The 24,617-nt window shown below is 37.5% G+C and carries 27 protein-coding genes and 1 pseudogene; 7 read left to right on the top strand and 21 right to left on the bottom strand.

Annotated elements, in window-relative coordinates; genetic code table 11:
• Positions 1–29 precede the first annotated feature (29 nt).
• The 11 genes from murG to mraZ all read right to left on the bottom strand — a co-directional run bounded on the left by murG (position 30) and on the right by mraZ (position 11,554).
• Complete coding sequence (murG, locus tag SCALIN_RS16040; protein WP_096895465.1) at positions 30–1,160, bottom strand: undecaprenyldiphospho-muramoylpentapeptide beta-N-acetylglucosaminyltransferase; 1,131 nt, start codon at positions 1,158–1,160, stop codon at positions 30–32.
• Positions 1,157–2,383: a putative lipid II flippase FtsW gene (gene ftsW / locus SCALIN_RS16035; protein WP_096895464.1), complete on the bottom strand. Its 1,227-nt coding sequence runs from the start codon at positions 2,381–2,383 to the stop codon at positions 1,157–1,159. The genes murG and ftsW overlap by 4 nt, the downstream gene beginning before the upstream one ends.
• Entirely contained in the window at positions 2,380–3,474 is a 1,095-nt protein-coding gene (gene mraY / locus SCALIN_RS16030; protein WP_096895463.1) for a phospho-N-acetylmuramoyl-pentapeptide-transferase, read from the bottom strand. Before mraY ends, ftsW begins: the two co-directional genes overlap by 4 nt.
• Before the next feature lie 57 nt (positions 3,475–3,531).
• On the bottom strand, positions 3,532–4,962 hold the full coding sequence (locus tag SCALIN_RS16025; protein ID WP_162532367.1) for a UDP-N-acetylmuramoyl-tripeptide--D-alanyl-D-alanine ligase: 1,431 nt from the start codon (positions 4,960–4,962) through the stop codon (positions 3,532–3,534).
• A 51-nt stretch (positions 4,963–5,013) separates the two neighbouring features.
• On the bottom strand, positions 5,014–6,054 hold the full coding sequence (locus SCALIN_RS16020; RefSeq protein WP_096895461.1) for a transglutaminase-like domain-containing protein: 1,041 nt from the start codon (positions 6,052–6,054) through the stop codon (positions 5,014–5,016).
• A gap of 61 nt (positions 6,055–6,115) precedes the next feature.
• Positions 6,116–7,588, bottom strand: a complete 1,473-nt coding sequence (locus SCALIN_RS16015; protein WP_096895460.1) for a UDP-N-acetylmuramoyl-L-alanyl-D-glutamate--2,6-diaminopimelate ligase — start codon at positions 7,586–7,588, stop codon at positions 6,116–6,118.
• Positions 7,589–7,604: 16 nt separating this feature from the next.
• Entirely contained in the window at positions 7,605–7,835 is a 231-nt protein-coding gene (locus SCALIN_RS16010; protein WP_096895459.1) for a hypothetical protein, read from the bottom strand.
• Between the two features lie 171 nt (positions 7,836–8,006).
• Positions 8,007–9,761 (bottom strand): peptidoglycan D,D-transpeptidase FtsI family protein, encoded by a 1,755-nt coding sequence (locus SCALIN_RS16005; RefSeq protein ID WP_096895458.1) that lies wholly within the window; start codon positions 9,759–9,761, stop codon positions 8,007–8,009.
• A 43-nt stretch (positions 9,762–9,804) separates the two neighbouring features.
• Positions 9,805–10,116 carry a hypothetical protein gene (locus SCALIN_RS16000; RefSeq protein ID WP_096895457.1) on the bottom strand — a complete coding sequence of 104 codons (312 nt, stop codon included), beginning with the start codon at positions 10,114–10,116 and terminating at the stop codon, positions 9,805–9,807.
• A gap of 3 nt (positions 10,117–10,119) precedes the next feature.
• A complete protein-coding gene (gene rsmH, locus SCALIN_RS15995) occupies positions 10,120–11,040 on the bottom strand; it encodes a 16S rRNA (cytosine(1402)-N(4))-methyltransferase RsmH (RefSeq protein WP_096895456.1) in 921 nt (306 codons plus the stop codon).
• A gap of 49 nt (positions 11,041–11,089) precedes the next feature.
• Positions 11,090–11,554, bottom strand: a complete 465-nt coding sequence (gene mraZ / locus SCALIN_RS15990) for a division/cell wall cluster transcriptional repressor MraZ (RefSeq protein ID WP_096895455.1) — start codon at positions 11,552–11,554, stop codon at positions 11,090–11,092.
• 322 nt (positions 11,555–11,876) lie between these two features.
• On the opposite strand from mraZ, the gene queA reads away from it, so the two are divergent.
• On the top strand, positions 11,877–12,929 hold the full coding sequence (gene queA, locus SCALIN_RS15985) for a tRNA preQ1(34) S-adenosylmethionine ribosyltransferase-isomerase QueA (protein WP_096895454.1): 1,053 nt from the start codon (positions 11,877–11,879) through the stop codon (positions 12,927–12,929).
• 65 nt (positions 12,930–12,994) lie between these two features.
• Here the strand turns inward: queA and SCALIN_RS22370 are convergent, their stop codons facing one another.
• From SCALIN_RS22370 to SCALIN_RS15970, 4 genes are all read right to left on the bottom strand, one after another.
• Positions 12,995–13,195 (bottom strand): thioredoxin domain-containing protein, encoded by a 201-nt coding sequence (locus tag SCALIN_RS22370; protein ID WP_162532366.1) that lies wholly within the window; start codon positions 13,193–13,195, stop codon positions 12,995–12,997.
• An 886-nt stretch (positions 13,196–14,081) separates the two neighbouring features.
• A complete protein-coding gene (locus SCALIN_RS21765; RefSeq protein ID WP_133111966.1) occupies positions 14,082–14,357 on the bottom strand; it encodes a hypothetical protein in 276 nt (91 codons plus the stop codon).
• Between the two features lie 11 nt (positions 14,358–14,368).
• The gene (locus SCALIN_RS15975; RefSeq protein ID WP_096895452.1) at positions 14,369–15,106 is read right to left on the bottom strand and encodes a lysophospholipid acyltransferase family protein; all 738 of its coding nucleotides are present in this window, start codon (positions 15,104–15,106) and stop codon (positions 14,369–14,371) included.
• Between the two features lie 164 nt (positions 15,107–15,270).
• A complete protein-coding gene (locus tag SCALIN_RS15970) occupies positions 15,271–15,672 on the bottom strand; it encodes a GIY-YIG nuclease family protein (protein ID WP_096895603.1) in 402 nt (133 codons plus the stop codon).
• A 213-nt stretch (positions 15,673–15,885) separates the two neighbouring features.
• On the opposite strand from SCALIN_RS15970, the gene SCALIN_RS15965 reads away from it, so the two are divergent.
• Positions 15,886–16,845, top strand: coding sequence for a 3'-5' exoribonuclease YhaM family protein (locus SCALIN_RS15965; RefSeq protein WP_162532365.1), 960 nt, complete (start codon positions 15,886–15,888; stop codon positions 16,843–16,845).
• Positions 16,846–16,847: 2 nt separating this feature from the next.
• Here the strand turns inward: SCALIN_RS15965 and SCALIN_RS24115 are convergent, their stop codons facing one another.
• From SCALIN_RS24115 to SCALIN_RS15945, 4 genes and pseudogenes are all read right to left on the bottom strand, one after another.
• Positions 16,848–17,285 (bottom strand): transposase domain-containing protein, encoded by a 438-nt coding sequence (locus SCALIN_RS24115; RefSeq protein WP_230406643.1) that lies wholly within the window; start codon positions 17,283–17,285, stop codon positions 16,848–16,850.
• Between the two features lie 24 nt (positions 17,286–17,309).
• Positions 17,310–17,890: pseudogene (locus tag SCALIN_RS24110) on the bottom strand (IS66 family transposase); the annotation flags it as partial.
• Positions 17,868–18,443 (bottom strand): IS66 family transposase, encoded by a 576-nt coding sequence (locus tag SCALIN_RS23475; protein WP_162532363.1) that lies wholly within the window; start codon positions 18,441–18,443, stop codon positions 17,868–17,870. The gene SCALIN_RS23475 and the pseudogene SCALIN_RS24110, both read right to left, overlap by 23 nt.
• Before the next feature lie 252 nt (positions 18,444–18,695).
• Positions 18,696–18,869, bottom strand: coding sequence for a YlbF family regulator (locus SCALIN_RS15945; protein WP_096895448.1), 174 nt, complete (start codon positions 18,867–18,869; stop codon positions 18,696–18,698).
• Between the two features lie 237 nt (positions 18,870–19,106).
• Between SCALIN_RS15945 and SCALIN_RS15940 the strand changes: the two genes are divergently transcribed.
• Genes SCALIN_RS15940 through SCALIN_RS23470 form a run of 3 tightly spaced genes read left to right on the top strand, consistent with a single transcriptional unit; the run spans position 19,107 to position 21,234 of the window.
• A complete protein-coding gene (locus tag SCALIN_RS15940; protein WP_096895447.1) occupies positions 19,107–19,511 on the top strand; it encodes a hypothetical protein in 405 nt (134 codons plus the stop codon).
• Entirely contained in the window at positions 19,508–20,644 is a 1,137-nt protein-coding gene (locus SCALIN_RS15935) for a ribonuclease R family protein (protein ID WP_261341038.1), read from the top strand. Before SCALIN_RS15940 ends, SCALIN_RS15935 begins: the two co-directional genes overlap by 4 nt.
• Positions 20,645–20,685: 41 nt before the next feature.
• Positions 20,686–21,234, top strand: a complete 549-nt coding sequence (locus SCALIN_RS23470) for an RNB domain-containing ribonuclease (protein WP_096895445.1) — start codon at positions 20,686–20,688, stop codon at positions 21,232–21,234.
• Between the two features lie 61 nt (positions 21,235–21,295).
• Here SCALIN_RS23470 and SCALIN_RS15925 read toward each other — a convergent pair whose 3' ends face one another.
• Both SCALIN_RS15925 and SCALIN_RS15920 read right to left on the bottom strand, forming a co-directional pair.
• Positions 21,296–21,910: a lysophospholipid acyltransferase family protein gene (locus SCALIN_RS15925; protein WP_096895444.1), complete on the bottom strand. Its 615-nt coding sequence runs from the start codon at positions 21,908–21,910 to the stop codon at positions 21,296–21,298.
• A gap of 431 nt (positions 21,911–22,341) precedes the next feature.
• Positions 22,342–23,178 carry a tetratricopeptide repeat protein gene (locus SCALIN_RS15920; RefSeq protein WP_162532362.1) on the bottom strand — a complete coding sequence of 279 codons (837 nt, stop codon included), beginning with the start codon at positions 23,176–23,178 and terminating at the stop codon, positions 22,342–22,344.
• A 110-nt stretch (positions 23,179–23,288) separates the two neighbouring features.
• Between SCALIN_RS15920 and SCALIN_RS15915 the strand changes: the two genes are divergently transcribed.
• Both SCALIN_RS15915 and hpf read left to right on the top strand, forming a co-directional pair.
• A complete protein-coding gene (locus tag SCALIN_RS15915) occupies positions 23,289–24,059 on the top strand; it encodes a ComF family protein (RefSeq protein WP_096895442.1) in 771 nt (256 codons plus the stop codon).
• Between the two features lie 194 nt (positions 24,060–24,253).
• Positions 24,254–24,592, top strand: coding sequence for a ribosome hibernation-promoting factor, HPF/YfiA family (hpf, locus tag SCALIN_RS15910; protein WP_096895441.1), 339 nt, complete (start codon positions 24,254–24,256; stop codon positions 24,590–24,592).
• Positions 24,593–24,617: the final 25 nt, after the last annotated feature.

Genomic DNA, 24,617 nt, shown 5'->3' with positions numbered 1-24,617 from the left:
TAAAAAACGTGCTTATTTTTTTCTAACCACTAAACATGATGGACAAAGCTAAACAATTTCTTCTTTGCCTTTTTCTCTTCAATCACATGATAAATCTGATCAACAACCCTTTCTGCAGCAAAAAGTTTCCTTAAACCTTTATTTATTTTCTTCATATTATTCAGCTTTTCATCGTTTATTAACAAATCAGACACTAGCTTGATTACTCTTTCAGAGGTTAATTCCTCCTGTTTAATAATTATAGCCCCTCCGGCACTGGACAATTCATAAGCATTCCAGTATTGATGATTGTCTGTAGCATACGGATAAGGTATCAGGATTACCGGAACGCCTACGGCTGTAATCTCTGCAATCGTATTTGCACCTGAACGGCTGATAACCAGGTCTGACAATCTATAGGCAGCACCTATATCATTATAAAACTCAGAAACAAAGGAACTTATCCCCATACCATTATAAGCTTCCTTTGTTTCCTGACACCCATATTTTCCGGTCAAATGTATAACTTGTAAACCCGGAACTAATTCCTGAAGTCTTGGAATACTTTGTAACATTACTTTGTTTATAGCCTGAGCACCCTGGCTGCCACCCATTATCAATAACGTCTTTTTTTGAAAACCAAGCCCAAACGGATTGTCTTCCCCCTGCATCTTGTGCTCTATAATATCGTTCCTTATTGGCACACCGGTAACTATGACGCGTCCCCTTTTAAACCGTTTTTTTGAACTTTCCCAGTGGCACAAAACTGCATCCGCCCACCTTGCCATTTTTATATTGGCCCTTCCCGGTATAACATTTTGTTCAATCAAAACAATTGGAACACCAGTGATATACGCTGCAACCACAGGTAATACGGAACCGTAACCACCCAAACCAATGATTATGTCAGGCCTGATTCTTAATAGATTAACTAACGAGTGTATTATCCCGATTAGAGAGACAAAGAAAAAGAGTGGCAAACGAATAAACGATGTTAGCTTACATGCCGTAATCTGCTTAAACTCATAGCCACTCTTTCCTATATATCCTGCCTCGGTTTTTTTATTTGTACCAAAGAAAATTATTTGCGCACCGGGAAGCCTGGATGAAATTTCCTGTGCTATACTGAGGCCTGCCATTAAATGCCCACCCGTACCTCCGCCAGCAAAGACAACATTCAAATATCAATACTCCTATTACTCCCACCGTTACTTGCCGAAGCATCAGATCTTCCTGATTGTTTGGCAATATTTAAAAGTATTCCTATACCTAACATAGACAATAGTATTGATGAGCCTCCCGTACTGATAAACGGTAATGGAAGTCCCTTTGTCGGTATTGATCCGGTAACAACCGCTATATTTATAGCTGCCTGTAAGGCAAGTGAAACAGTTATGCCTAATGAAAGGAAAAAGCCAAATGGGTCCAGTGTAGATTTACAAATCCTTATACCCTGCCACGTTAATACTGCAAACATAATAACAACACATGCTGTTCCTATAAATCCGAATTCCTCACCTATTATCGAAAAGACAAAATCATTATCACTCATCGGCAGGAAAAACAGTTTCTGCCGACTCTCTCCCAACCCCAGTCCAGCCACCCCCCCGGAACCAAGCGCAATCCAGGATTGAATAATTTGATAACCAATTCCTGCAGGGTCTTGCCAGGGATCAAGAAACGCCAACAGTCTGTTGTGTCGATACTTTGGGATGTTGTGCATAATCTGATAAAGATGAGGAATTGAAGCAATCATTGTAAAGATTACATAAATTATTCTAGTACCTCCCGCCATTATCAAAACGAATGAGATCATTGATATAAACATAGCCGTACCAAAATCCGGCTCTTTTAGAATAAGCAGGGAAACAACACCTATCAATACAATCGGGACCACAAAGCCTCTTGCAAAAGTAGACATTTTTTCCCGGTTTTTCGTAATATACCCAGACATAAAAATTATCATCGCAAGTTTAGCAAATTCTGATGGTTGATAACCAAAATAGCTTCCAAACCTGATCCACCTGCGGGCACCATAAGTTACTGTGCCGAATTTTGGAATAAGCACAACAATCAGCCCAATAAAGGCGATTGCAAAAATCACCATACCGTATTTTTGTAGATAATGATAATCAAGCCTCATCGTGATCAGCATACCTATTACTGCAATAGCTACCCACATAACATGCCTCAGAAAAGTGGTATTCATTGAATGAGCGCTATCAACAATTTTTGCAGAACTTGTACTGTATATCATAATTATTCCTATTACAAGTAAGGTCGTAACAAGGTACATTATGACATTTGCCGGATCTAAACGACGTATAGCATCAAAGCTGAAACCCGCAGCCTGCGCAGGTTGCATCTCTCTTCCGTATGCGTGTTGATTTCTAAATACATTCATAATTTTAATGTTATCAAACTAAACAGCGCCATTATTGCGGCAATTATAAAAAATCTCATTGTGACTTTGGTCTCCTCCCAACCTTTAAATTGAAAGTGGTGATGTATTGGCGCGCACAGAAACAGTCTCTTACCTGAGATTTTATAGACACATACCTGTAATAAGACTGAAACAGATTCGATGATAAATATACTTCCTATGAAAAAGATAAGAAGCTCCTGCTTCACAATAATAGCCACGACTCCAAGTATACCACCCAGCGGCAATGAACCTACATCGCCCATAAATGCCTGAGCCGGAAAGCAATTAAACCACATAAAGCCCAGTCCAGCACCCACCAATGCAGAGCAGAAAATACTTAATTCACCGGCGCCCGCAATATAAGGGACCTGTAAATAGCTACTAAAGTCAATCCTCCCTACAATGTAGGTAATTAAAGTTAAGGCAAGGCCAGCGATTACCGTACATCCAATTGCCAATCCGTCAAGGCCATCAGCAATATTGACAGCATTTGACATACCTACTACGAAAAACATTACCATCAAAACATAAAACGCTCCAAGATCAGGTCTGACTTCTTTGAAGAATGGTATTACAAGTTTTGTACCTTCATCAATATTCTTGAAATGAAAATATAATATTAAACCAATTATCAGCCCCAATCCACATTGAAAGAAGAGTTTGGATGCACTGGTTAAACCGGGAGCATGCTTTTGTGTCAGTTTTATATAATCATCAAAAAAACCAAGAATGCCAAGCCAGACAGCCGTAAACAGGACCAACAAAACATATATATTAAAAATATTACACCAGAGTAAGGTCGAAATAATTATTGCAATCAATATGATAATGCCGCCCATGGTGGGAACATCTTTTTTCTCACTATGAAGGTCTTTTAAGATTTCAGAATCTGTTTTAGAAGTATCCTCCGAAACTTTACCTCTTTTAAGCATTTTTATAACTTGTGATCCTACCAGCAAACTTACTAAAAACGCAGTTAAAGCAGCAAGACCAGCTCTAAATGATATAAATCTTATTATCTCAAGACCCTGAAAATAATCATGAAGAGGATAAATCAGATTATAGAACAATATTTTTCTCCAAAACACATGTTATACTAAGAAAACCTACTTGATAATTCTATGGTCTCAGACCAGGTTCAACAACGCTGAACTTTTTTCATTTTTCTTTGAGAAATAGCTCTCGATCTTACGCGCAACATTCTCAAGCTTCATTCCTCTTGAACCTTTTATCAGTACGGTATCATTTTTTCTTAATTGTGAAGTAACGTAAGAAGATGCATCTTCCGAGGTCTCATGACTTTGAATTCTCTCTTCCGGCATACCATTGGCAATTGCTTCTTCTGCTACAAAGCGGGAAAAAGAGCCGACTGTAAACAGGACATCAATATCAGCGCTGACAATCATCGCACCAATTTCTCTATGCAGACTTTCCGCAAAATCACCCAGCTCCAGCATATCCCCACAAACAAGTACCCTTCTTCCCGGTACAGTTAATTGAGAGAATTCTTCTAATGCCGCAGACATGGACGAAGGGTTTGAATTATATCCATCATTTATTACCACTATATTACCGTAAATCCTTTTCTCCATCCGCATAGGAGGAGGTTCGAAATCAATGAATTTGTCACATATATCTTCCAAACTAATACCAACGGCATTACACATAGCCATGACAGCCAGGGCATTATAGACATTGTGCCTGCCTAAAACAGGCAATTTGACAATATTAGCGCTGTTTACCTTAAAAACAAAACCTGAATTATTACGTTTAACGTTCGACGCTTTTATATCAGCGCTTTGATTAAAACCAAAGCTGATAACCTTTCCGTTAAAACGGTTTGCAATCTGTTTACACCTGTGATCATCTGCATTCGCAATTAAAATCCCATTTTCAGCCATATTTCCGATAAATTCTGCTTTCTCATTTGTAACTCCTTCAATACTGCCAAGACCTTCAAGATGCGAGTGTGATATATTGGTTAGGACAGTAAAATCAGGAAATATGATTTCAGATAACCTTCTAATTTCGCCAGGAGCATTTGTACCCATCTCGACAACACAAAATTCATGGGTAATATCCGTCTCAAAAATTGTTAACGGTACACCAATAAAATTATTGAAACTTTTCCTGGATCTGGTAACGCTGTTAAAATTTCTAAGAACATGATAAATCATATCTTTTGTAGTTGTTTTGCCATTACTGCCTGTCACAGCAATAAAATTTGTCCTCAATCTATTACGATATAACTTTGCAAAGTCGCCTAAGGCTTTTAATGTATCTTCAACTTCTATTAAAATACATTCATTACATTCTTGAAGTAATAAATAAATGGCTTCTTGGTTACTTGATATCACTGCACCGATAGCACCATTAGAAATAGCCTGCTTGATAAATTTGTGGCCATCATAATTATCACCCTTGAGGGCAAAAAATATTTCTCCATTTTTTGTACCCCTTGAGTCAGTTGATACTCCTGTTATGCGTGATTCCGGAATACCCAGTAATAACTTCCCACAGGTTGATTGTAAGATATCAGAAACTTCTATATTATTCACTTTTCTTATTGTCTACAATTTAGATTTTTTAAGCCGGTATTAATTAAACTTCTACCAGGTAGTTTGCAAGTTTGGGTCAAATTCTTCCTTTTGTTTTTGACATCTTAGAAAAAGCTCGTGAAGTTTTCTGAAAATGTTAGATATTTCTTTTTCTTTAGCGGGTGACACGTTGGGTCTGGTTGAATATCTATTGGAAATCGTATCTTTATATGACTTTATTTGTATATCCAGAAGGTATTCAATTAACCCATAATCCGGATTTAAGCACGAATCCATGACTTGCGAAATATTTAAATTTCTGGAATAAGATTCTATAAAATTAGCTGACGTACATAAATCTATTATAGATTGGTATGCCTGCCAACTATCAGGTTTGGAAACCAGACGGGACAATCTACAGAACTCTGAGTGTGTAATTGTAAATATTGTTTTTCTAAATTCGGTTTGTTCAACTATTTCCAACGGTATTATTCCATCCCAGCCTTTAGAGAAACCTTCTACAATATATTGCCGCCCCGCTTTACCAGTGAGTTCAGACCATACATGTGCCCTCCCAAACCTACTGCCTTTGTCGATTACCCACCCCCATTGAACTCTGGCGTTATTATGTATTGAGGAAAAATGTGATAAAAAAAGAAATACGGCATCCTCACAATCACCTTTTTTTGAGTTACCGGTTTCGCATGGAGTCTGCCAGATATCAGTCTTTACCTGTTCCGGAGTATATTTTATATTGAAAGCTATATCCTTGTATGCTTCATATATATCTTTTCCATTGTCAAACGTTTTTTCACACCAATCCTTATACATGAAGTTGTCAAGTAAGTTACCATTATTATCAGGATATGGATACTCATCAGGTACTGGTTTATACGCAGGTTTTGAAAATGTATCTGAACAGAAATATTCCGTTGTATCCGGTATTCCAGGCAAAATATTCCTACCTGCTCGTTCAGGCTCCTCAGAAAGAGTTGGCAGAGGTGATGATTGGCCTGGTCGGTCATTACCAAACGTCAATGATGGATAAAACAAACTCAGCATTATGTAGATGCAATTTAGAATAGTAATTATCTTCAGCCTTTTTGTCATCATTTACTTATCTCTCAAATAAGAACATTAAAAAAGGCACAGGAACCAGAGTACAACAATATTGTTATTTACAACTCTTTTTATCAGATTTCTCAGAAAGTATCTTCATCGCCACCACTCTGTCATCGAAAGGGATTATGGTATCTTTGATTATTTGATATTTTTCATGTCCCTTTCCGGCAATAAGCAGCAGATCATCATCTTTTGCCTCAGAAAGAGCTTCTTCTATTGCTTTATATCTATCTGTTTGAATATGTAACGCTCGGCCTGACTTTATTCCCACAGTGATATCATCTATAATATTTACAGGGTCCTCTGAACGAGGGTTATCATTTGTGATCCAGAAAATATCAGAGTTTTCATCAGCTATTCTTCCCATCTCCGGACGTTTTTCTTTATCCCTATCACCTCCACAACCAAAAACAAGAAGCACTCTACCTTTTACCAGATTCCTTAATGCGTGCAGTACTGTTTCCAGAGCATGAGGAGTATGGGCATAGTCAACAACAACCCTGAAACCAAGGTCACAAGGTACGTTCTCTAACCTCCCTGGGATAACAGGGGCGGTTTCGATACCGGATTTTATGGCATCAAGTTCAAATCCAAGAGAAACTGCACTTGCAGCCGAGGCAAGTACATTGTAAACATTGTGTAAACCCACAAAGGGTATTTTCACATCCATTTCTCTTCCCGCATAATTTAACATAATCATAATATTACTTGTAGATTCTTTACCTATATCCGCTTTAATGTCAGCATTATTCTTAATTCCATACCATAAGATTTTAGCTCTTGTTCTATCGGCAAAATATTCACTATACTTGTCATCTGCATTTAGTACAGCAAAAGAGTCTTTTTTTAAATTCTTAAACAACTCTACCTTGGCATTTAAATAATTTGAGATTGTTTTATGATAATCCATGTGTTCTGCACTTATATTGGTAAAAACAGCAGTTTTAAAATTAACATTCTCAATTCTATACTGCATAGCAGAGTGGGAAGATACTTCCATGACTGCAAATCTCATCTTTGCTGCTGCCATTTCCGCGATGAGCCTTTGTAGCTCAACTGATTCAGGAGTTGTCTCCTGCGCAGGTACTACATTTCTTCCTATTTGATAATTAATAGTACCGATTAATCCTGTCTCGTATCCTGCTTTTTCAATTATAGATTTTGTTAGAAATGTAGTAGTAGTTTTACCATTTGTTCCCGTTACACCAACAACATTAATTTTTTGAGATGGGTTGTTATAGAAACAACAACTCAAAGAGGAGAGCGCTTTTCTAGCGTTACGTACAATTATATGAGGAATCTTTGCATTAAGAGGAAAGACTTCCTCACTAACGATTGCCTGCGCGCCGCATTCAATAGATTCTTTAATGAAATTATGCCCGTCCGTCTTATATCCCTTAATTGCGACATAGAGATAACCAGGCCTTATTTTTCTGGAATCATTGGCAATGCCTGTAATATCTGTATTACAAAAGTTGTATGTTTCCACAGAGTTCAAATGGTGAACCAACGTACTTAATTTCATTAAAAAACCATAGTTACTATATTGAAATTTTTAAAGAGAGATCAAATTTCTGTATACCTAATTCATGTTGTGAGACGGATTCATACATCTGTTTTGTTCTGTTTATCACTTCTATTTCATTTGAACATTCACTATACAATCTTTCCCATACTTCATGGTTTTTCTCTTTTGAATTTCCCAACTCTTTTTTATCAGAATATTTATACCAAGTGAGAAAATTACGTTTCTCTAATTCTTTAGTTGTCATGGGATTCTCCTTTTAAAATAATAGTATAAAAATTAAAAACGATACCCTATACTGTCCCCAAAAAATTGGAGCAGCATAGGGTATCAATACATCACCCACTGATGTACCTACCTTCCAGCATTTTTGACCATATACCACCTCCCTTCGTAATAAGGTTACTCCCCACTAAAATTATTTTTGAGCTAACTGCACATATTGCGGACCAAATTCCATATAATTAAGAGTTTTTTCTATAATTTTACTTACTGCAGGCGCGGCTACAGAACCACCATAGTATATATATTTATCATCTTTCTTTTTGGGTTCATTTAATGACACCAAAACACAGATTTTTGGTTCCTCCGCAGGCGCAAACCCTACAAATGAACCAATGTGGTGTTTTTTAGAATATTCCATTTCATCACCAACCATTATTAATTTCTGAGCCGTTCCTGTCTTACCGGCGACCCTATACATAGAAAGATTTGCTTTTTTACCGGTACCTTCATTTACAACATCCTCAAGGATTGGAGACATTACTTTCCTCGCAATCTCCGGAGAGATTACTCTCCTGATTCGTCGAGGAGTATCATATTTTTTTTTCACCCTTTTACCTGAATAGTCAGTTATCTTACTGATTATTCGCGGTTTCAATAACGTTCCACCATTAGCAATGGAACAGAAGGCGGTCACCATCTGTATTGGAGTTACGGTTGTCTCATACCCGTAGGAAATAGACATTTCTGAATCAACTGACCATCGTTTAACCGGCCACACAATACCTTTGGCTTCACCTGGTAATGATATTCCTGTTTTTTTACCAAAAGCAAAATCATCCAAATATCTATGTAATTTATCCTTCTTTATTCTCTGCCCTAATTGTGCCATCCCTATATTGCTCGAATGAACTATGATCTCAGCTACACTTAAATTACCGTAAGAATGAGAGTCTCTAATTACTCTCCTTCCACCATTTACTGGATATGCACCGTTATAACAGAAAAGTATTTCATCCTCTTTCACCAGACCACTATCCAGTGCGGCACTTACAATTAAGGGTTTAATCAATGAGCCCGGTTCAAAGCAATCAGTTATTGCCCTGTTACGCCTCTCTTCCGCTTTTGAATCACAAACAAAATTTGGATCAAATGTAGGGTAATTAGCCATTGCTAACACCTCTCCTGTAGAAGGGTCCATTGCAATAGCAATAGCGGAGTTCGGGTTCCACTGTTGACATGCTTTCTCAAGCTCCTCCTCAACTATTTTCTGAACCTCACAATCAATAGTTAGATAGACACTATTTCCATATTTTGCGGAGACCGTTTTTTCCTTTAAAGTGGCAAATTGATGCTGGAAACCATCTTTTTCTACTACCTTTGAACCTTTACTTCCGGAAAAAATATGATTAAGGGATTTTTCTATACCTTCAATTCCATTTTCATCTACATCGGTAAAACCTAAGACCTGAGAACAGAGTGTTTCATATGGATAGACCCTTTTGTGTTCTTGCCTTAAGCCAATACCTTTAAGATTAAACTGACTTACCACATCCGCCTGTTCATCCGATATTCTTCTTTTTATCCAGACAAACCTTTTCTTCTTGTTTAACAAATTAACAACATCTGCCTTCTTGAGGCCCAACACATTTGATAAAACCTTAGCAGTTTTACCTGTATCCTCTATCGACAAAGGATCCGCAAAAACAGAGCTTACTTGAATTGATTTTGCCAGAGGCTTTCCTCTTCTGTCAAAAACATTCCCCCTTCTTGTAGGAATACCCTGTTTTTTAAATTGCTGTGAAAACGCTAAAGTAGAATATTTTTTATGATCAAAAAGCTGTATACGAATCAGTTGATAGAGAAGGGCTGCAAAAATTACAAATATACAGATACACAAGATATTTGCCCTTATTTTAAAACTCTTTGGAATCGTTTCTGATTTTTGCATTTTATTTAACTTAACAACTATATGAGTTAGAAATTTGAAAAATTTAAGCCTCTATCTTGTGTTCCAGCTTCTTATCTAAATGCTTATGAGATTCTTTTGCTACGGCAATATCCTCATCCTGTTGAACACTCAGATCAAGTTTCATATTTTTCACCTTCATAGATATCTTCTCTGGTTTTTTTAATTCATTTGATTTGAATTTCAACTTTTTGCTCTCTTCTGACAATCTCGCCAGCTCATATTCCATTCTGGTAATATCGTATCCAATCTGTATTTTTCTCGAACCTTCCGACATAGTAAAGATTGCCATAATTAAAATAACGACGAGTATACAACCGTATCTGCAAACTTTCATAGGTTATGTCCTTTCTGCTGCTCGAAGTTTAGCGCTTCTGGATCTGGGGTTTTCTCTGATCTCAGAATCGAGAGGAACAAGAGGTTTTTTTGTCAGAATTTCCAGGCGCGATATATTTTGCTCTTTACGAAAAGCCATTTTTACTAGCCGATCCTCAAGAGAATGAAACGATATTACAACAATTCTCGACCCACTGGTTAGAAACTCATAGATATTATTTAGAAAATGCTCCAGGCTTTTTAGCTCCTCATTAACAACTATTCGTAATGCCTGAAATACACGAGTGGCAGGATGAATCCTTCTTTGCTTTTGATATTTTCCGGGAATGTACAGAGCTTTTTCAACGATTTTTGCTAATTGTGTCGTTGTCTTTATACCAACACCACGTTTCTTCTCCTGCATAATTGCCCTTGCAATACGCCTGGATCTTCTCTCCTCACCATATCTCCAGAAAATATCTGCCATTTCTCTTTCAGAAAGTCTTTTTAGCAAATCTTCAGCAGTTATACCCTGTGTTCTATCCATTCTCATATCTAAAGGTCCTTCTTTGCTAAAGCTAAAACCACGATCCGGAGAATCCAATTGCAATGAAGAAACTCCCAGGTCAAGCAGAATACCATTGACCTTACTAATCCTTAATTTTTCAAGCACACAGCCTAAATCATCGAAATCAGCTTGATACAGTTCGTAACAATCACTTATCTTTGATAGAAATTTACCTGATATCTTCAGTATCTCAGCATCTTTATCTATTCCAATAAGACGCCCATCAGGTTTGATTTTCTTTAATATTTCACAACTATGCCCTCCTGCACCAATTGTAGCATCAACTATAATGTCGCCATTACCCGGCTTAATAAAACTTATAGCCTCATCAAGCATAACAGGTCTATGCGGCGAAAGGTCAGCATCAAGAGAAATCATTAATTCCAATTTTTTCCATTACTTAAAATCCTACAAAACGGTTTTCTTGTTATAAGCTTGGGAGAGACCCCAGACAAAAGAGATCCTCTGCGTCTTGTTCAAAGCTCTCGCTGTTTTCTGCTTCAACTTCATCCCAACATTTTGAGTCCCATATCTCTATCTTGTCCATTACTCCGACAATAATGACGTCCTTATTAAGACCGGCATAGTTCATGTGCATTGGAGGAATGATAATTCTTCCCTGTTTGTCACAATCAACTTTTTTTGAGTTTGAAAAAAAATGGCGCTGAAAATTCCGGGCTTTTCTATTTGTAGACACTTGTGCATGGTATTTTTCTGAAATTTCTTTGAAATGAAGCGGCGAATAAAGCGCAAGGCATTTATCCAGACCTGGTGTTACGAAAAACCCACTACCCTCTGATTCTTCATCAATACATTTTCGTATCGAAGAAGGTATGGCTAATCGGTTTTTATCGTCAATAGTATGTAGATGTTTTCCAGTAAATATGGCCATTTATTAATTCCCCACTCTTACCCACCTCTCACCATTTATGTGGAAAATACACCATTTTTCACCTTTGTCAAGTCTTTATTTTGAAAATCTTTACATTTAGTTTTTAAATTCCCACCCTTCTTGCCATATATAATGTTTATTTGAAAAAGGCAACAACATATTGTATAACAATACATAATATTTTTTTTGCTAAAAATAACCATTTTTAAGTAATAAGTCAGGTCGCTATTACGACAAGAATTATCCTTCGCCTCCCCGTTCGATCTGGCATGGAAGGAGGAATCGAAAGATTATCAACTTTGAAATTTCTAAATATTAAATTATGAATACGACTCCCTACAAAACCAGCAACTACGATTATGATCTTCCAAAGAATCTTATCGCTCAATACCCAATAACAAAAAGAGATGAATCACGCCTGCTTGTACTTCATAAGAAAAGCTCTAGAATTGAGCACAGAAAATTTCATGAAATTATTGAATATTTAAATTGTGGAGATGTTTTAGTCCTGAATGACACTAAAGTGTCCCCCGCAAGGATTCATGGCACCAGAACAACAGGTGGCAAAGTAGAGGGTCTTATTATAAAAGAGCTTGAAGAGAATACATGGGAAGTTCTTTTACAATCAAATCATAGACTAAAAGAAAATGAAGTCCTCAATTTTGATAACGGCGTAAAAGGACAGATTTTATGGCGAAATGAGACAGGGAGTTGGATAATTAGATCTGAGGACAGAGAAAAATTTATAAAAATGATCGAAAGTTCCGGCCGCATGCCACTACCACCATATATAAAGAGAGATTCAAATAACAAATCGCATGGAATACATGACGAAGAACGCTATCAAACAATTTATGCAAAAACAACAGGAGCAATTGCTGCGCCCACCGCTGGCCTTCACTTCACATCAAAACTACTGGAAGAAATAACTTGCAAAGGAATAAACATAGTTTACATAACTTTACATGTTGGTTTAGGAACATTCAAACCCATACATAAAGAAGATTTCAGACAACATACTATACACAAAGAGTTTTATAATATTCCTGAAGAAGCAATAGATACCATAAATAAAGCAAAGTCACATGGCAAAAGAATTATTGCAACTGGAACAACAACGTGTAGAGCTCTGGAAACAATAGCAAAAAATCAAACAACAGGAAAAAATTCAGGATGGACCAATTTGTTTATATATCCACCATACAAGTTTAAACTTACAGACTCATTGATAACGAACTTCCACCTGCAGAGGTCAACGTTACTTCTACTTGTGTCTGCCTTTGCAGGACGGGAAAACATCGCTACTTCTTACGAAGAAGCTATAAGCCACAGCTATAGGTTCTACAGCTATGGAGATTGCATGCTAATACTATAGAGCGCTTATCAGTTCCCAAAAGCAGACACAGAAAAAATTTCTTAACGGGAATAGGTTTTTTATTTCTATTTATCGATTTCTACAGGTAAGACCATGTTTTGCATCGAAAGCTGAACAAACGCTTCAATATCTATATCATCTCGATCGTGCGCTGGGTTTTTAAGTCTTTCCGCATCTCTCTCGACAAATTCAATGCTTTGCATCTTATAACTTTCCTTTAATGATTCGCACTTCGGACAATCTGGTGCCGTGTAAATATACTTCACAATATCTCCTGATAAATTTAAATATTTTTCGCAATGCTTATCTTTTCTTAGCTGCTATTTTTTTCTTAGCCGCCGGTTTTCTTGTTGCACACTTTTTCTTAGCTGCAGGTTTCCTCTTGGCCACTGCTTTTTTTACTACCATTTTTCACCTTCTCTCACATTCCCAATTATGATTAATTTAAAAAAATTACGTAATTAAAAGTTACTATTGATTTGCTGACACTTTAACCTGTCAGCAAAACTAAATATTTAATTCCGACAAGCAGTCACCTGCGTGCGTAATTTAACAAATCACAATATATTGTCAAGCAAAAAACACTATATTTTGTATATTTTTAAAAAAGCCGTCTCATATCTTGTGTAACAAAACGATACTTTCTTGACCTCCACCAGTAAAATATAGACAAAGGAAGTCCATTTAAAACAATTCCTCCAAACAAAAAAACAGCAGATAGAAAACAATTAAAAAAATAAATAGAGAAGACTTATTTAACCCCGCATACCTGTTGATAGCGACACGCACAACACCGTAGTCATCAGGAATATAGAAAATTATTTCAGGCAATGTATAGTTTTTAAAGATCAACCCAATGTAACCACCAGGCCGAGAGTTTCCTAAGGCTGAAAAAAGACGTTTTGTAAAAACGCAAAGGCAATGCAGTATCAAAAAGAACAACCTCTTTCCAGGACACTACACAATGTGATATGGAGAAGTAGAAATTTTGCAACAATAATTATGGCCATCCATACTAACGGGTGGGTTAATCTGATTATAAATTTTTTACGGATTTAGCACTATTTTTTTAAAACAATTTTTTTGTCAATGCTTGAACCTTTTTACCATCAGCAAAGTCCTTATACCTACCCATAATAAACACCTTATTCGCTATACCTTGCGAACCAGGTGCCCACAGTGCGGACAATAGTTTGGATTGCCGAAATAGTCCTTACTGCAATATACACAGGATGTTGACACTACAGGACGTCTTGCACGTTTTGCTCTTACAATCAAGTAAAAAGGCAAGAACACTATCATAAGCATAAAAACACCCAACATCCATCCTATAGACATTTGCGTACTATAGTTGTTTTTCTTTGCATCCATATACACCCATATAGATACTGCCGCCGCAATAAATAGTGCTATTTGTTGAGGACTCATTTTATTTCAATTTAATTATAAAGAAGTTTTGAAACTTCGGATCTTACTTTTGCCACTACATCCTTCGAAAGCGCCCTGTCTTCTTTCTCTACCTTCGGGAACTTAAGCGGTTTACCAAATCTAAACCCAATATCCCGGTGTTCAGGATTACTGAGAATACTGCTTTTCGGCAAATACCCTCGACTCCCTATAATAGCCGTTGGTATTACCCTCCTGCCCGACTTCAGGATAATCAACGAAATACCTCTCTTAAACTTTCCAAGCTCTCCATTTTCACTTCTTGTACCCTCGGGAAAAAAAATTATTGACTTACCACCATCAAGTTTTTTTATGACTTCATTCAAGGTCCCGTAAGCATTTCTCTCTTCGTCTCTACGAATACCAATATGGCCTGAAGTTTTCATGTATTTTCCAAGTATCGGTATTTTGAAAAGAATGTCCTTAGAAATAAAGCTGAAATTTCTGGGAATAGCGGCTATTGACAGCTTAATGTCCATAAAGCTCTGATGATTCGAAACAAATATTACAGGCTCATCATCCGGAATATTTTCAACACCTTTAACATCAAAATTTATTCCTAAAAGCCTGAATGAAATCTGCGTAAATATGCGTTCTATAGAGTTATATTTAGCCTCTTTTTCTTTAATGCCTAGTGTAGAAATTAATGAAACAGAATAACCGGCAGACCATAATGTAACATTTATAATCCACGCATATATGGTATAAAACACCTTAATAATTATCTTCATTTAACCCCATTTGAAGACTACGCTTATCTGTTTATTTGACATAATTATGGAAAATGGTATCAAAAACACCTATTACATTCAAGGTTTTTGTAATAATCCATCGATACTATCAACCTGATTTATTTCCTTGACTATATACTTTATTTTCAACTAATGATATTTATTCAACATGAATCAGTAAAATCTGTTGGAATATTTTTAAAGTAATAGAGATGTGTTACACAATCACAGTCTGAAGATCCAAACTTCTTCACAATCCGGGTCGCACTTTTTTTTTGCCCTGTCATACTATTTATTCTACACTCATCCTTTTTACCAACATATGTGAGCACATTTATAACCTTCGCATAAGCCAAAAGATAATCAATGTGCCAATGAAATTTCTTATCACTAGAAAGGTGCCTGTTTATCCTTTTCTCAAGACCATTTTGAGCACTCCCCGTATAAACATAATAACCTTTAGGAAAAACAAATGTACCAAGCTTGCCAATCTTGATTTCCTTATTCTTAGAAAGCTCAATAACCAATTTATAAATCCCCCCTTTTTGTATCGACTCTTCAACCATCACACACAAAATATCCCATTTTGCAAAGTAAAATACAATGATAATTTTACCAAAATGCATATTGTCTTGACTTTAAGAAAAAGGCACGTAAAATCACAAAAAGTGTAATATTACATGAAAACTGTTCTACACTTTTTACTAACAATGCTTAAGGCAGACTATACACAACAAGAGCGGTTACCCTCATCACAACAATACATACTGGAGTACAGAATGATAAGAAAGTTTATTTCACAACTTAATGGCGGGACTACAATTGACGATATCTTTTTAGTTCAGAACAAAGATTTAAGGACCACAAAGAACGGTAGCTTATATATCCAGGCCCAGTTATCTGATCGTACAGGAACGATTGATGCGAGGATGTGGGACGCAAGCACACCATTTTTTGAATCTCTTGGTGATGACACATTCTTAAGAATTAAGGGCAGAACAGAGATCTACCAGAATAAAATTCAGTTAATCATAAAACAGATTTTAAAGACCAGCCAGGAAGATATACAACTTGAAGATTATCTACCAAGTACAGAACAGGATGTAAACAAAATGTTTTCTGAGTTAAAACAAATTGTCAGCTCAATCAAACAGCCTCATTTAAAAGACCTTCTCGCTCTTTTCTTTAGCGACAAGGACTTTTGCAAGCGTTTCTGCTCAGCGCCGGCAGCAGTACAATACCACCACGCTTTCCTTGGTGGTTTACTAGAGCATACTTTATCGGTTGCAAAGTTGGGAGATATTATCGCTCCACTATATCCCGGTTTAAACAGAGATTTGTTAATCTGCGGGATAATACTTCACGACATAGGCAAGATCAGTGAACTCTGTTATGAAAGAAACTTTCATTATTCAGACGAAGGCCAACTCATAGGACACCTGATATCAGGCGTACTCATGGTCGAAGAGAGAGCGAAGCAGATAGACGGTTTTCCCAAAACTTTGTTAGATCTATTAAGGCATTTGATCTTGAGTCACCACGGAGAATACGAATGGGGCTCGCCAAAACTTCCGATGACATTAGAGGCCCTTGCACTCCATTACCTGGACAATATAGACGCAAAAATACACGCTTTTAACAAGGCAATTTTAAATGATAAGGATCCCAATGATAATTGGACTAATTACAACAGGATGCTGGAAAGAAAATTATTTAAAAAATCTCATAATTATATTTAATATTATTCATTCTGACTTTTTTTAGATGTCAGTTCCGCTTCTATACACTTATTGACCTTTGTCATTAATTCAACGTAATCAACTTGAACTTTTAAAAAATTTTGTATGGATTGATTAGATGCTGCTTTTTCCTTTAATTGCTGGAGCCTCTTTTTATCCTCAACCTCAACAGGCTTTAACTCCTTCTCAAGCGCATAGACCTTTTTACTGTGTTTTTCCAATTCATCAGATCTTTCGATTGGCTCCTCTTCCTTGTAATCCTGTTTCCCGGGGTCCTCATCATTTACTGGTTTTCGATCTCGTAAATACATTGGCATCTCTTCGAAAACCTTTCGAAGATACCAGTAAGGCTCTAATCCATTAGCCCTTGCAGTTTCAACCAGCGAATACCAAGTTGCAGTTGCCCTTGCACCGGCCTCGCTTTGTGCAAACAACCACACCTTTCTACCCGTCGCAATAGGCCGGATATGACGTTCCGCATTGTTGTTGTCCAGTTGCAGGCGTCCGTCTTCCACGAAAACTGTTAGTTTTGACCATTGGTTGTTAATGTAGGTAAATGCATTCGACAGCAAACCTCCATAGCTAAACGCCTGCACCTGATTTCTATTAATCCAGGAACGGATCTTATCCAAGCAAGACTTAACTACCTCTTGTCTATATCTCTTTCGTTGATCCGGTGGTTTCTCTTTTTCTTGATTGTCAAGGTAGTAGAGTTCTCTGATCAACTCCATGCCTTGCCGGGCAATATTGGCAGCGCCTGGCGAACTGGCTTTTCTTGCAACATCAAACTTACGACGAACATGTGCCCAGCATCCCAACTGGATACATTAGGACGCGAGGCTGATGCCCCATAACCAGCGTAACCATCGGTTTGCAAAAAACCACTGAACCCTTCCCACAGTTTGCTGGCTACAGCTCCTGCACGGCTGGGACTGTAGTGCATAAGTACAATCGGGGTATCGTTACCGCCAGTAACACGACACCAGATATAGGACTTCTGTTTAGCAGTTCGTCTTCTTCGCTCAGAACTGAAGGGTGGTTTCATCAATGTGAAGATAGTCATGTCCATCAAGCGCATTTTCCATGGTAGCTACCAGAGGAGAAATAATTTGCTCTGCACCTTTGATCATCCAGTCTGCCAATGTGGTACTGGTGAACGGTACGCCAAAACGTTTTCCAGCAATAGAAGCTATACGGTTTAGCGGAAGACCATCAGCAAATTTGCTCGAACCAACCCAGGCAAGAACACCTGGTGATGCTTGGGTTCGAGGCAAAGGAGCCGGTGGACTTTGTTGTGCAGTTATTGGCGGTTGCTTGCACTTGGAGTTAGAGCAACTGTACTTGAACTTAATGTTCTCTATTACTTGAAACCTGGCGGGAATCACGTCGTACTGAAATGAAACCTCTTCTCCTATTCGATTCAGGCAAGAACCACAGGAACACTGTTTCTCTTCTTCCAGCAGATCATGCTCCACGCGAACACGCGGAAGATGCTGGGGAGGGACACGTCGACCACCAGTCTTTCTGGTGTGCTCAGGTACCTTAGTTTCGGTTGCAGGTTCAACCTCACAAGCAGCATCCTCGTTACCGAACAGCAATTGCTGGCGCTTATCAAAACGCTCAGACCAACAAGTGAAAGGAAGATAAAGGAGGTAGAAAATCTTTTCTTCGAGTAGCATGATCTGCTGTTCTACAGATTTGAGATGTCAACGCAGCTCATCGTTATGCGCAAGCACATTTCCAATATTCAAATTTGTTAATTCAACCACCGCTTCCATGACTTAAATCATACCATATTTCGTTTCCTTCGATAGGTTGTAGCGCAATTATTACCTCAACCTCAACAGAACTTAATCGGTGTCAAGCGCAGAGACCTTTTTACTCTGTTTTTCCAATTCTTCTGAAATTTCCTTTGCTTCATCGTCGTTTTTTAACTGTTCTTCGGCGTCCTTAAACGTTTTATATCTATTATGGCTTACAATGGCAGCGCCTAATTTTGACGCTATTTCTAAAATTTCTTCCATATACTCCCTTTCTATAAACACTGAATTAGTAGTAATTCACCGCACCAGGTGCAAGGCTCGCAAAGTACTGTTTTTTAAGAAAGGAAATGGTGGAAGTTTTTATAAAACTTCGGAATTTTGTTGCGAAAGATAATTTCTTATTCACTTTTTTCTTTGCGTCCTCAACGCCTTTACGGTAAGTTGAATTGTAATATGGATTATATTCAGAAATTTTCTTTTATCAAGGATTAGTTAATAATGGTTGACGCAAAAAAAATTATACAGTTCATATACAGTAGAAAATACAGCCCTATGGACGCATCAGCACTTGCCGGGCACTTCAAAATAGACGATTCGCAATATCAACAATTTTGTAACCTCTTAAAAGAGCTTGAACTAAAAGGGGAAATTGTTCGGATTAAAAAGGAACAATACGCAAACCCTAAAAAAGCAAACTTGTTAATAGGCATTCTGGATGGTAATCAGAAAGGTTATGGATTTGTTGTTCCCGCAAAGGAAGGTATTTCTGATGATATTTATGTAGATTCAGAAGGCTTGGGAAGCGCCATGCACGGCGACATAGTTGTTGTCAGGTTACCTTCTACAAAAAAGAAAAAAAAGGAAGAAGACAAAGAAAAAAAGAGAGAAATGTCGGCAAGATAGTACGTGTTTTACACCGTGAAAACGAAACGGTTGTCGGAACACTCAAGAAAAGCAGACATTTCAATTATGTAGCGCCGGATAACTCAAAATTACCCAGAGATATTTATGTCTCAATGGAAGAGACAAAAGACGTTGAACATGGTGACAAGGTTATCGCCAGGATCGATCAATGGCCGACTCGCCACCTTAATGCAGAAGGCACAATAGTAGAGATTTTGGGTAAAGACGGCGAACCGGCGGTTGATATCAAGTCCATCATACACCAGTTTAAGCTGCCTTTTGAATTCAACAAAAACACCATTGCTGAAGCACGCGATTTTCAAGAGCCTATCAGCCCTGCCGAAATCGGCACAAGAGTAGACCTCCGTGATGAATTGATCATAACAATAGACCCTGAAGGCGCAAAGGACTTTGACGACGCAATCTCCCTGAAGAAAGATAAAAAAGGGAATTGGCTTCTTGGTGTTCATATCGCAGATGTCTCTTATTATGTAAATGAGGATTCTTCGATCGATAAGGAAGCGCGAAAGAGAGGCACCAGTGTATATCTTCCCGGCACAGTCATACCAATGCTTCCCGAGGTATTATCAAATGGCATTTGCAGCCTGAAAGAGGGTGAAGAGAGGCTGACAAAAAGTATATTTTTTACCTATTCTGAAGATGGCAGACTGGTAAACTCCGAGATCAAACATACCGTTATAAATGTAAAAAAAAGATTTACCTACAATCTTGCGACTAAGATATTAATGGAAAGCGACGAGGATGATACAGACCCTATAACAACCCTGTTACTTGAAGCAGGCAAACTTGCAAAGCTACTCTATAAAATCCGTATGGAGGAGGGCGCACTTGAACTAAACCTGCCGGAGATTAACATAAAAGTTGGCGAAGACGGTAAGATTGATACGATAGAAAAAACTACACGGGATATTTCACACATAATAATTGAAGAGTTTATGATTGCGGCAAATCAGGCTACAGCAATGTTTATGCATCAAAAAAATCTTCCATCAGTAAACCGAAGTCACCCTGAGCCTGAAGAAGATGAGATGCACGATTTTGCTGAATTTATTTTCAATTTTAAAAACAAGAGAGTAGACCCTTTTAACAAAAAAAACTACAGGCCTTCCTGAATGAAATATCCGGCCAACCTGAAAGCTACATAATCAACCTCATGCTGCTCAGATCAATGAGGAAAGCCGAGTACTCTACCACCCAGTCATCTCACTTTGCACTCGGGCTGGAACACTATGCACACTTTACATCCCCCATACGCCGTTATCCTGATCTGATCTTACACAGGCTTTTAGACTTGTTCTTTAAAGGAGAACTGAAATCCGGGAGAGTAAAAGCTGCATGGGACGAAAAAATTACCGGTTGGGCAAAGCATTGTTCAACCACTGAAAAAAGAGCCGAAGATGCCGAACGTGAAATAATAAAACTAAAACTGCTCAGGCACATGGAAGAACATGCTGATAAGGTAATGGAGGGTGTTATTACCGGCATCCAGGAATACGGCCTCTTTGTACAAATAGACGAGTTCCAACTGGACGGTCTTGTACATATCCGTACACTCACAGATGATTTTTACGAACTTGACAAAAAAAAACTCTCACTGATAGGCACAAGGAGAGGTAAAGTTTATAGCTTCGGAGATGTTGTTAACGTAAAGATCACAAAAATTGACCTGTTGAAAAGAGAAGTTGACTTTGTGATTGTCTAAATGAAAATTTTAATTTCCTGGCAATGCCCTAATTTTACAAAGAATAGTATTATATGGAAATTTAATTTTTGACAAGTTGTCTTGATTCAGCAGTTATTTCATTCAACTTTTTTTCTAATTGTACTCGGCATTCTTCAATCTCAGACCTGTTAAGCTTTAATGGTATATGTATTGGTTTACCATATATGATCGTAGCTTTTGAAAACGGTTTTGGAATTCGAAATTTGTCCCAGCTCGGCAATTCCCAGTAGCTTGATAACCCCAGAGAAACAGGGACAATTGGCAAGCCTGTTTTCTGCCCCAAAAAAATCACTCCTGGTTTAACTACAAACCTCGGACCTTTTGGGCCATCCGGAGTAATAATGAATGATGTATCCTTCACTTCTTTAATCATTTTCAACAGCGCCTCCACCCCCCCCCTTGTTGTAGAACCTCTTACTATTTCAAAACCCAACTGTTGGGAAATATGTGCAATGTATTCTCCATCTGTGTGGCGGCTTATCAATACCTTAACCCCCAAACCTCTGACAACATATCCAGGAATAAGCATAAAGGAGTGCCAAAAAGCGTATATTACATTTTTGCCCTCACGTTTAAGTTGTTCAGGATATCCTCTTGGTTTTTCATCAATCGTAACCGTACTAAATAAGATCCTGGCCAGATTAGAACCGAGCAATCCGACTACAGAAAATTTAACTCTTTTAAAAAACCCTTTAAAATCATTTTTTAAGACCGAGATTATGATAGTTTGTACCCAACAAAAATGTCAGCAATTAATTACCATTCAAATCGTAATATAATTATTACCTTACAACAACTAGCCACAGCCAAGAAAAGGAAGAAATAGCAAAAACGTTATGAGAATCTGAAAAAAACAAAATCCTTTTTCAGAATTATTTAAAACTCAAGATACATATGTCGAAATAGTTAATATTGTTTGAATTCTATAAAAAGCCAGTTACAATGCAACAAAAAATAGTACGACTTTTAAATTTTTTACCTTCGTGTCATTTGGAGTATTCGCTATTTAAGTTTTATATATTGCTCCACCAAATTTTTAAATCTACCGTACCAAATAATACCTACTACATTGTCTTTACCTGGATATCAGTGGTGCGTCTTACCTTTCCTCAACTTATCATATATTTTTTCTTCCTTCTCCGCCTTTTCGAATAAACCGGCTTTTTTGTATACTACGCTTAGCTGATAGTGGATTCTGGCGTCTTTAGGCATTAGTTTAATCGCTTTTCTTAATTCGCGCATCGCATCATCAAACACCTTATTACCTTCATAAGCCATTCCAAGTTTGTAATGGACACCGGCCCTCTTTTTCTTATGCCTCTCGGGAAGAAGATTTAACGTTGTCTGGTATTCCTTAATAGCCTTATCGAACATACCCTGTCTGAAATAGGACAAACCAAGATTATAGTGGGCCTCTGACATCTTGGGGTCAATTTCCACTGCCATCCAGTACTCATCCGCAGCATCGCTATACTTTCCTTTCATTGCATACAATGTTCCAAGGCAGTAATGCGCTTGTGCATTGTCCGGTTCCATCTCAATTGACTTTTTGTAGGCATTAATCGCATCGTCGATCATCCCTTTCTCAGCATAAGCGCTTCCCAACTCGCTGTATTTTTGTGTATCGGTAAGGTCCTGATCTATTTTTTCTCTGTATAACTTTACATACTCATTAAATTTGTTCGGATTGAGCCTGCGAGAAATAGAAAATTCGGACTGGGCCTGTATATCCATACCCTTCCTTTTTAATGCCCGTCCCAGATTAAAATGGGCCTCTACACTGGATGGGCTAAGCTTAATCGCCTTTTTAAAAGCATCAATTGCATAATTATGCTGTCCATTTTTAAGGTAGTTAACCCCCAATCTGTTGTAGTGCTCATCATCCCTGCGTGCACAGCCGAGTAACAGACAAAAAACCACCATAAAAACAATGATTCTTTTTAAATAATTTTTAATAATCCACATATTTAAAATTAAAGAGATCTGTAACAAAATTTTGTTTCAAAAATTAAATCCTGAAGTATTATAAAACCATGCCAGAATTGCATCAAGAAAATAAACTGTTTTTGATATCGGCAATACGAGATATACTGTCCGGGCTTTTGGATATTTTGTACCCACGACACTGTTTTGCCTGTGACAAGAGTCTTTATGGAGAACAAAATACCTATATATGTAACCACTGCCTGGAAACAATAAAGAAAACAGAAGTAAAACGCTGTGGTAAATGTGGTTCAAAATCAGGACCAGGTATGACTTTTTCCAGTAAAGGGTGCAATGAGTGTAAAAACACCGATTTAAGGCTAGAAAAGAGTTTTTTTGTATCAGACAACACAGAGCCTGTCAGACCCCTTATACATCAGTTCAAATACAAGAAACATATGTACCTGGCAACTCCTTTAGCATCGTTACTGGTAAACCTCTTACATCAAGAAGTTATTGGAGAAATCGACCTTATTGTACCGGTACCACTTCACTGGAAAAAGAAGCAGGAAAGGGGCTTTAACCAGTCTGAGTTAATGGCGAAAGAAATAAGCAAAAAATTGTCTATACCAATCTCTATAAACAACCTGCATCGCGTCAAAAACACTTTATCTCAAACCCAACTCTCACGTTCACAGCGACAGAAAAATGTTAAAGATGCATTTAAAATTAAAAACCCTGAGATATTTATTAAAAAAAATGTTCTTCTGGTAGACGATGTTTTAACAACGGGAATAACCGCCTCAGAATGTGCAAAAAGCCTGAAAAATACGGGAACAAGCAAAGTATTTCTAATAGCGCTTGCTAGATCAAACATGTAATAAACGACTGTTAGCACAAACATACAATTGGTCCTGCATATCTATATAAGACATTATTAACATAAGCCTTAACAAAATAGCATTAATCGCTTGACTACATTAAACAAAGAAAGTATCATTGCAACTTGGCTTTTTGCTTAAGCAGAACAACTAATTATCAGTCTATATTCTCTAGATAAGAAAGGAAACAGGATTTGGAGATTATCATACACTCAAGGCATCTGGACGCTACAGAAGCAATCAAAAACTACATAAACAAGAAAGCTTCAAAACTCACTAAATATTCAAGCAAAATTAACAAGATACAATATACCCTGAAAATAGAAGGGAATAACAACATAGTGGAAGCAATATGTTCTGCCGCAAGGGCTACGCTTGTTGCAGAGGCGATAGATGCTGATATGTATGCTGCAATAGACCTTGTAATGGACAAACTGGAAAAACAAATTATCAAGCAAAAAGAAAAACTGAAACAACCCAGAAGAAGCAGAAAAGGAGAAGCTCCAATTGAGGAAGAAGAAGATGAGGGGTGAGTAGTTTTACCAACTATTAAGCAGC

Source organism: Candidatus Scalindua japonica (assembly GCF_002443295.1).
GTDB classification, from domain to species: domain Bacteria; phylum Planctomycetota; class Brocadiia; order Brocadiales; family Scalinduaceae; genus Scalindua; species Scalindua japonica.
This window is presented reverse-complemented; position numbering and strand designations above follow the sequence as displayed.

What these genes read in the sequence shown, in the direction of transcription:
- ftsW (WP_096895464.1), bottom strand. Translation starts at nt 2,383, where the DNA reads ATGAATGTATTTAGAAATCAACACGCATACGGAAGAGAGATGCAACCT.
- SCALIN_RS16020 (WP_096895461.1), bottom strand. Translation starts at nt 6,054, where the DNA reads ATGATGACAAAAAGGCTGAAGATAATTACTATTCTAAATTGCATCTAC.
- SCALIN_RS16015 (WP_096895460.1), bottom strand. Translation starts at nt 7,588, where the DNA reads ATGAAATTAAGTACGTTGGTTCACCATTTGAACTCTGTGGAAACATAC.
- SCALIN_RS16010 (WP_096895459.1), bottom strand. Translation starts at nt 7,835, where the DNA reads ATGACAACTAAAGAATTAGAGAAACGTAATTTTCTCACTTGGTATAAA.
- SCALIN_RS16005 (WP_096895458.1), bottom strand. Translation starts at nt 9,761, where the DNA reads ATGCAAAAATCAGAAACGATTCCAAAGAGTTTTAAAATAAGGGCAAAT.
- SCALIN_RS16000 (WP_096895457.1), bottom strand. Translation starts at nt 10,116, where the DNA reads ATGAAAGTTTGCAGATACGGTTGTATACTCGTCGTTATTTTAATTATG.
- rsmH (WP_096895456.1), bottom strand. Translation starts at nt 11,040, where the DNA reads ATGATTTCTCTTGATGCTGACCTTTCGCCGCATAGACCTGTTATGCTT.
- mraZ (WP_096895455.1), bottom strand. Translation starts at nt 11,554, where the DNA reads ATGGCCATATTTACTGGAAAACATCTACATACTATTGACGATAAAAAC.
- queA (WP_096895454.1), top strand. Translation starts at nt 11,877, where the DNA reads ATGAATACGACTCCCTACAAAACCAGCAACTACGATTATGATCTTCCA.
- SCALIN_RS21765 (WP_133111966.1), bottom strand. Translation starts at nt 14,357, where the DNA reads ATGAGTCCTCAACAAATAGCACTATTTATTGCGGCGGCAGTATCTATA.
- SCALIN_RS15975 (WP_096895452.1), bottom strand. Translation starts at nt 15,106, where the DNA reads ATGAAGATAATTATTAAGGTGTTTTATACCATATATGCGTGGATTATA.
- SCALIN_RS15970 (WP_096895603.1), bottom strand. Translation starts at nt 15,672, where the DNA reads ATGGTTGAAGAGTCGATACAAAAAGGGGGGATTTATAAATTGGTTATT.
- SCALIN_RS15965 (WP_162532365.1), top strand. Translation starts at nt 15,886, where the DNA reads ATGATAAGAAAGTTTATTTCACAACTTAATGGCGGGACTACAATTGAC.
- SCALIN_RS15945 (WP_096895448.1), bottom strand. Translation starts at nt 18,869, where the DNA reads ATGGAAGAAATTTTAGAAATAGCGTCAAAATTAGGCGCTGCCATTGTA.
- SCALIN_RS15940 (WP_096895447.1), top strand. Translation starts at nt 19,107, where the DNA reads ATGGTTGACGCAAAAAAAATTATACAGTTCATATACAGTAGAAAATAC.
- SCALIN_RS23470 (WP_096895445.1), top strand. Translation starts at nt 20,686, where the DNA reads ATGCTGCTCAGATCAATGAGGAAAGCCGAGTACTCTACCACCCAGTCA.
- SCALIN_RS15920 (WP_162532362.1), bottom strand. Translation starts at nt 23,178, where the DNA reads ATGGTGGTTTTTTGTCTGTTACTCGGCTGTGCACGCAGGGATGATGAG.
- SCALIN_RS15915 (WP_096895442.1), top strand. Translation starts at nt 23,289, where the DNA reads ATGCCAGAATTGCATCAAGAAAATAAACTGTTTTTGATATCGGCAATA.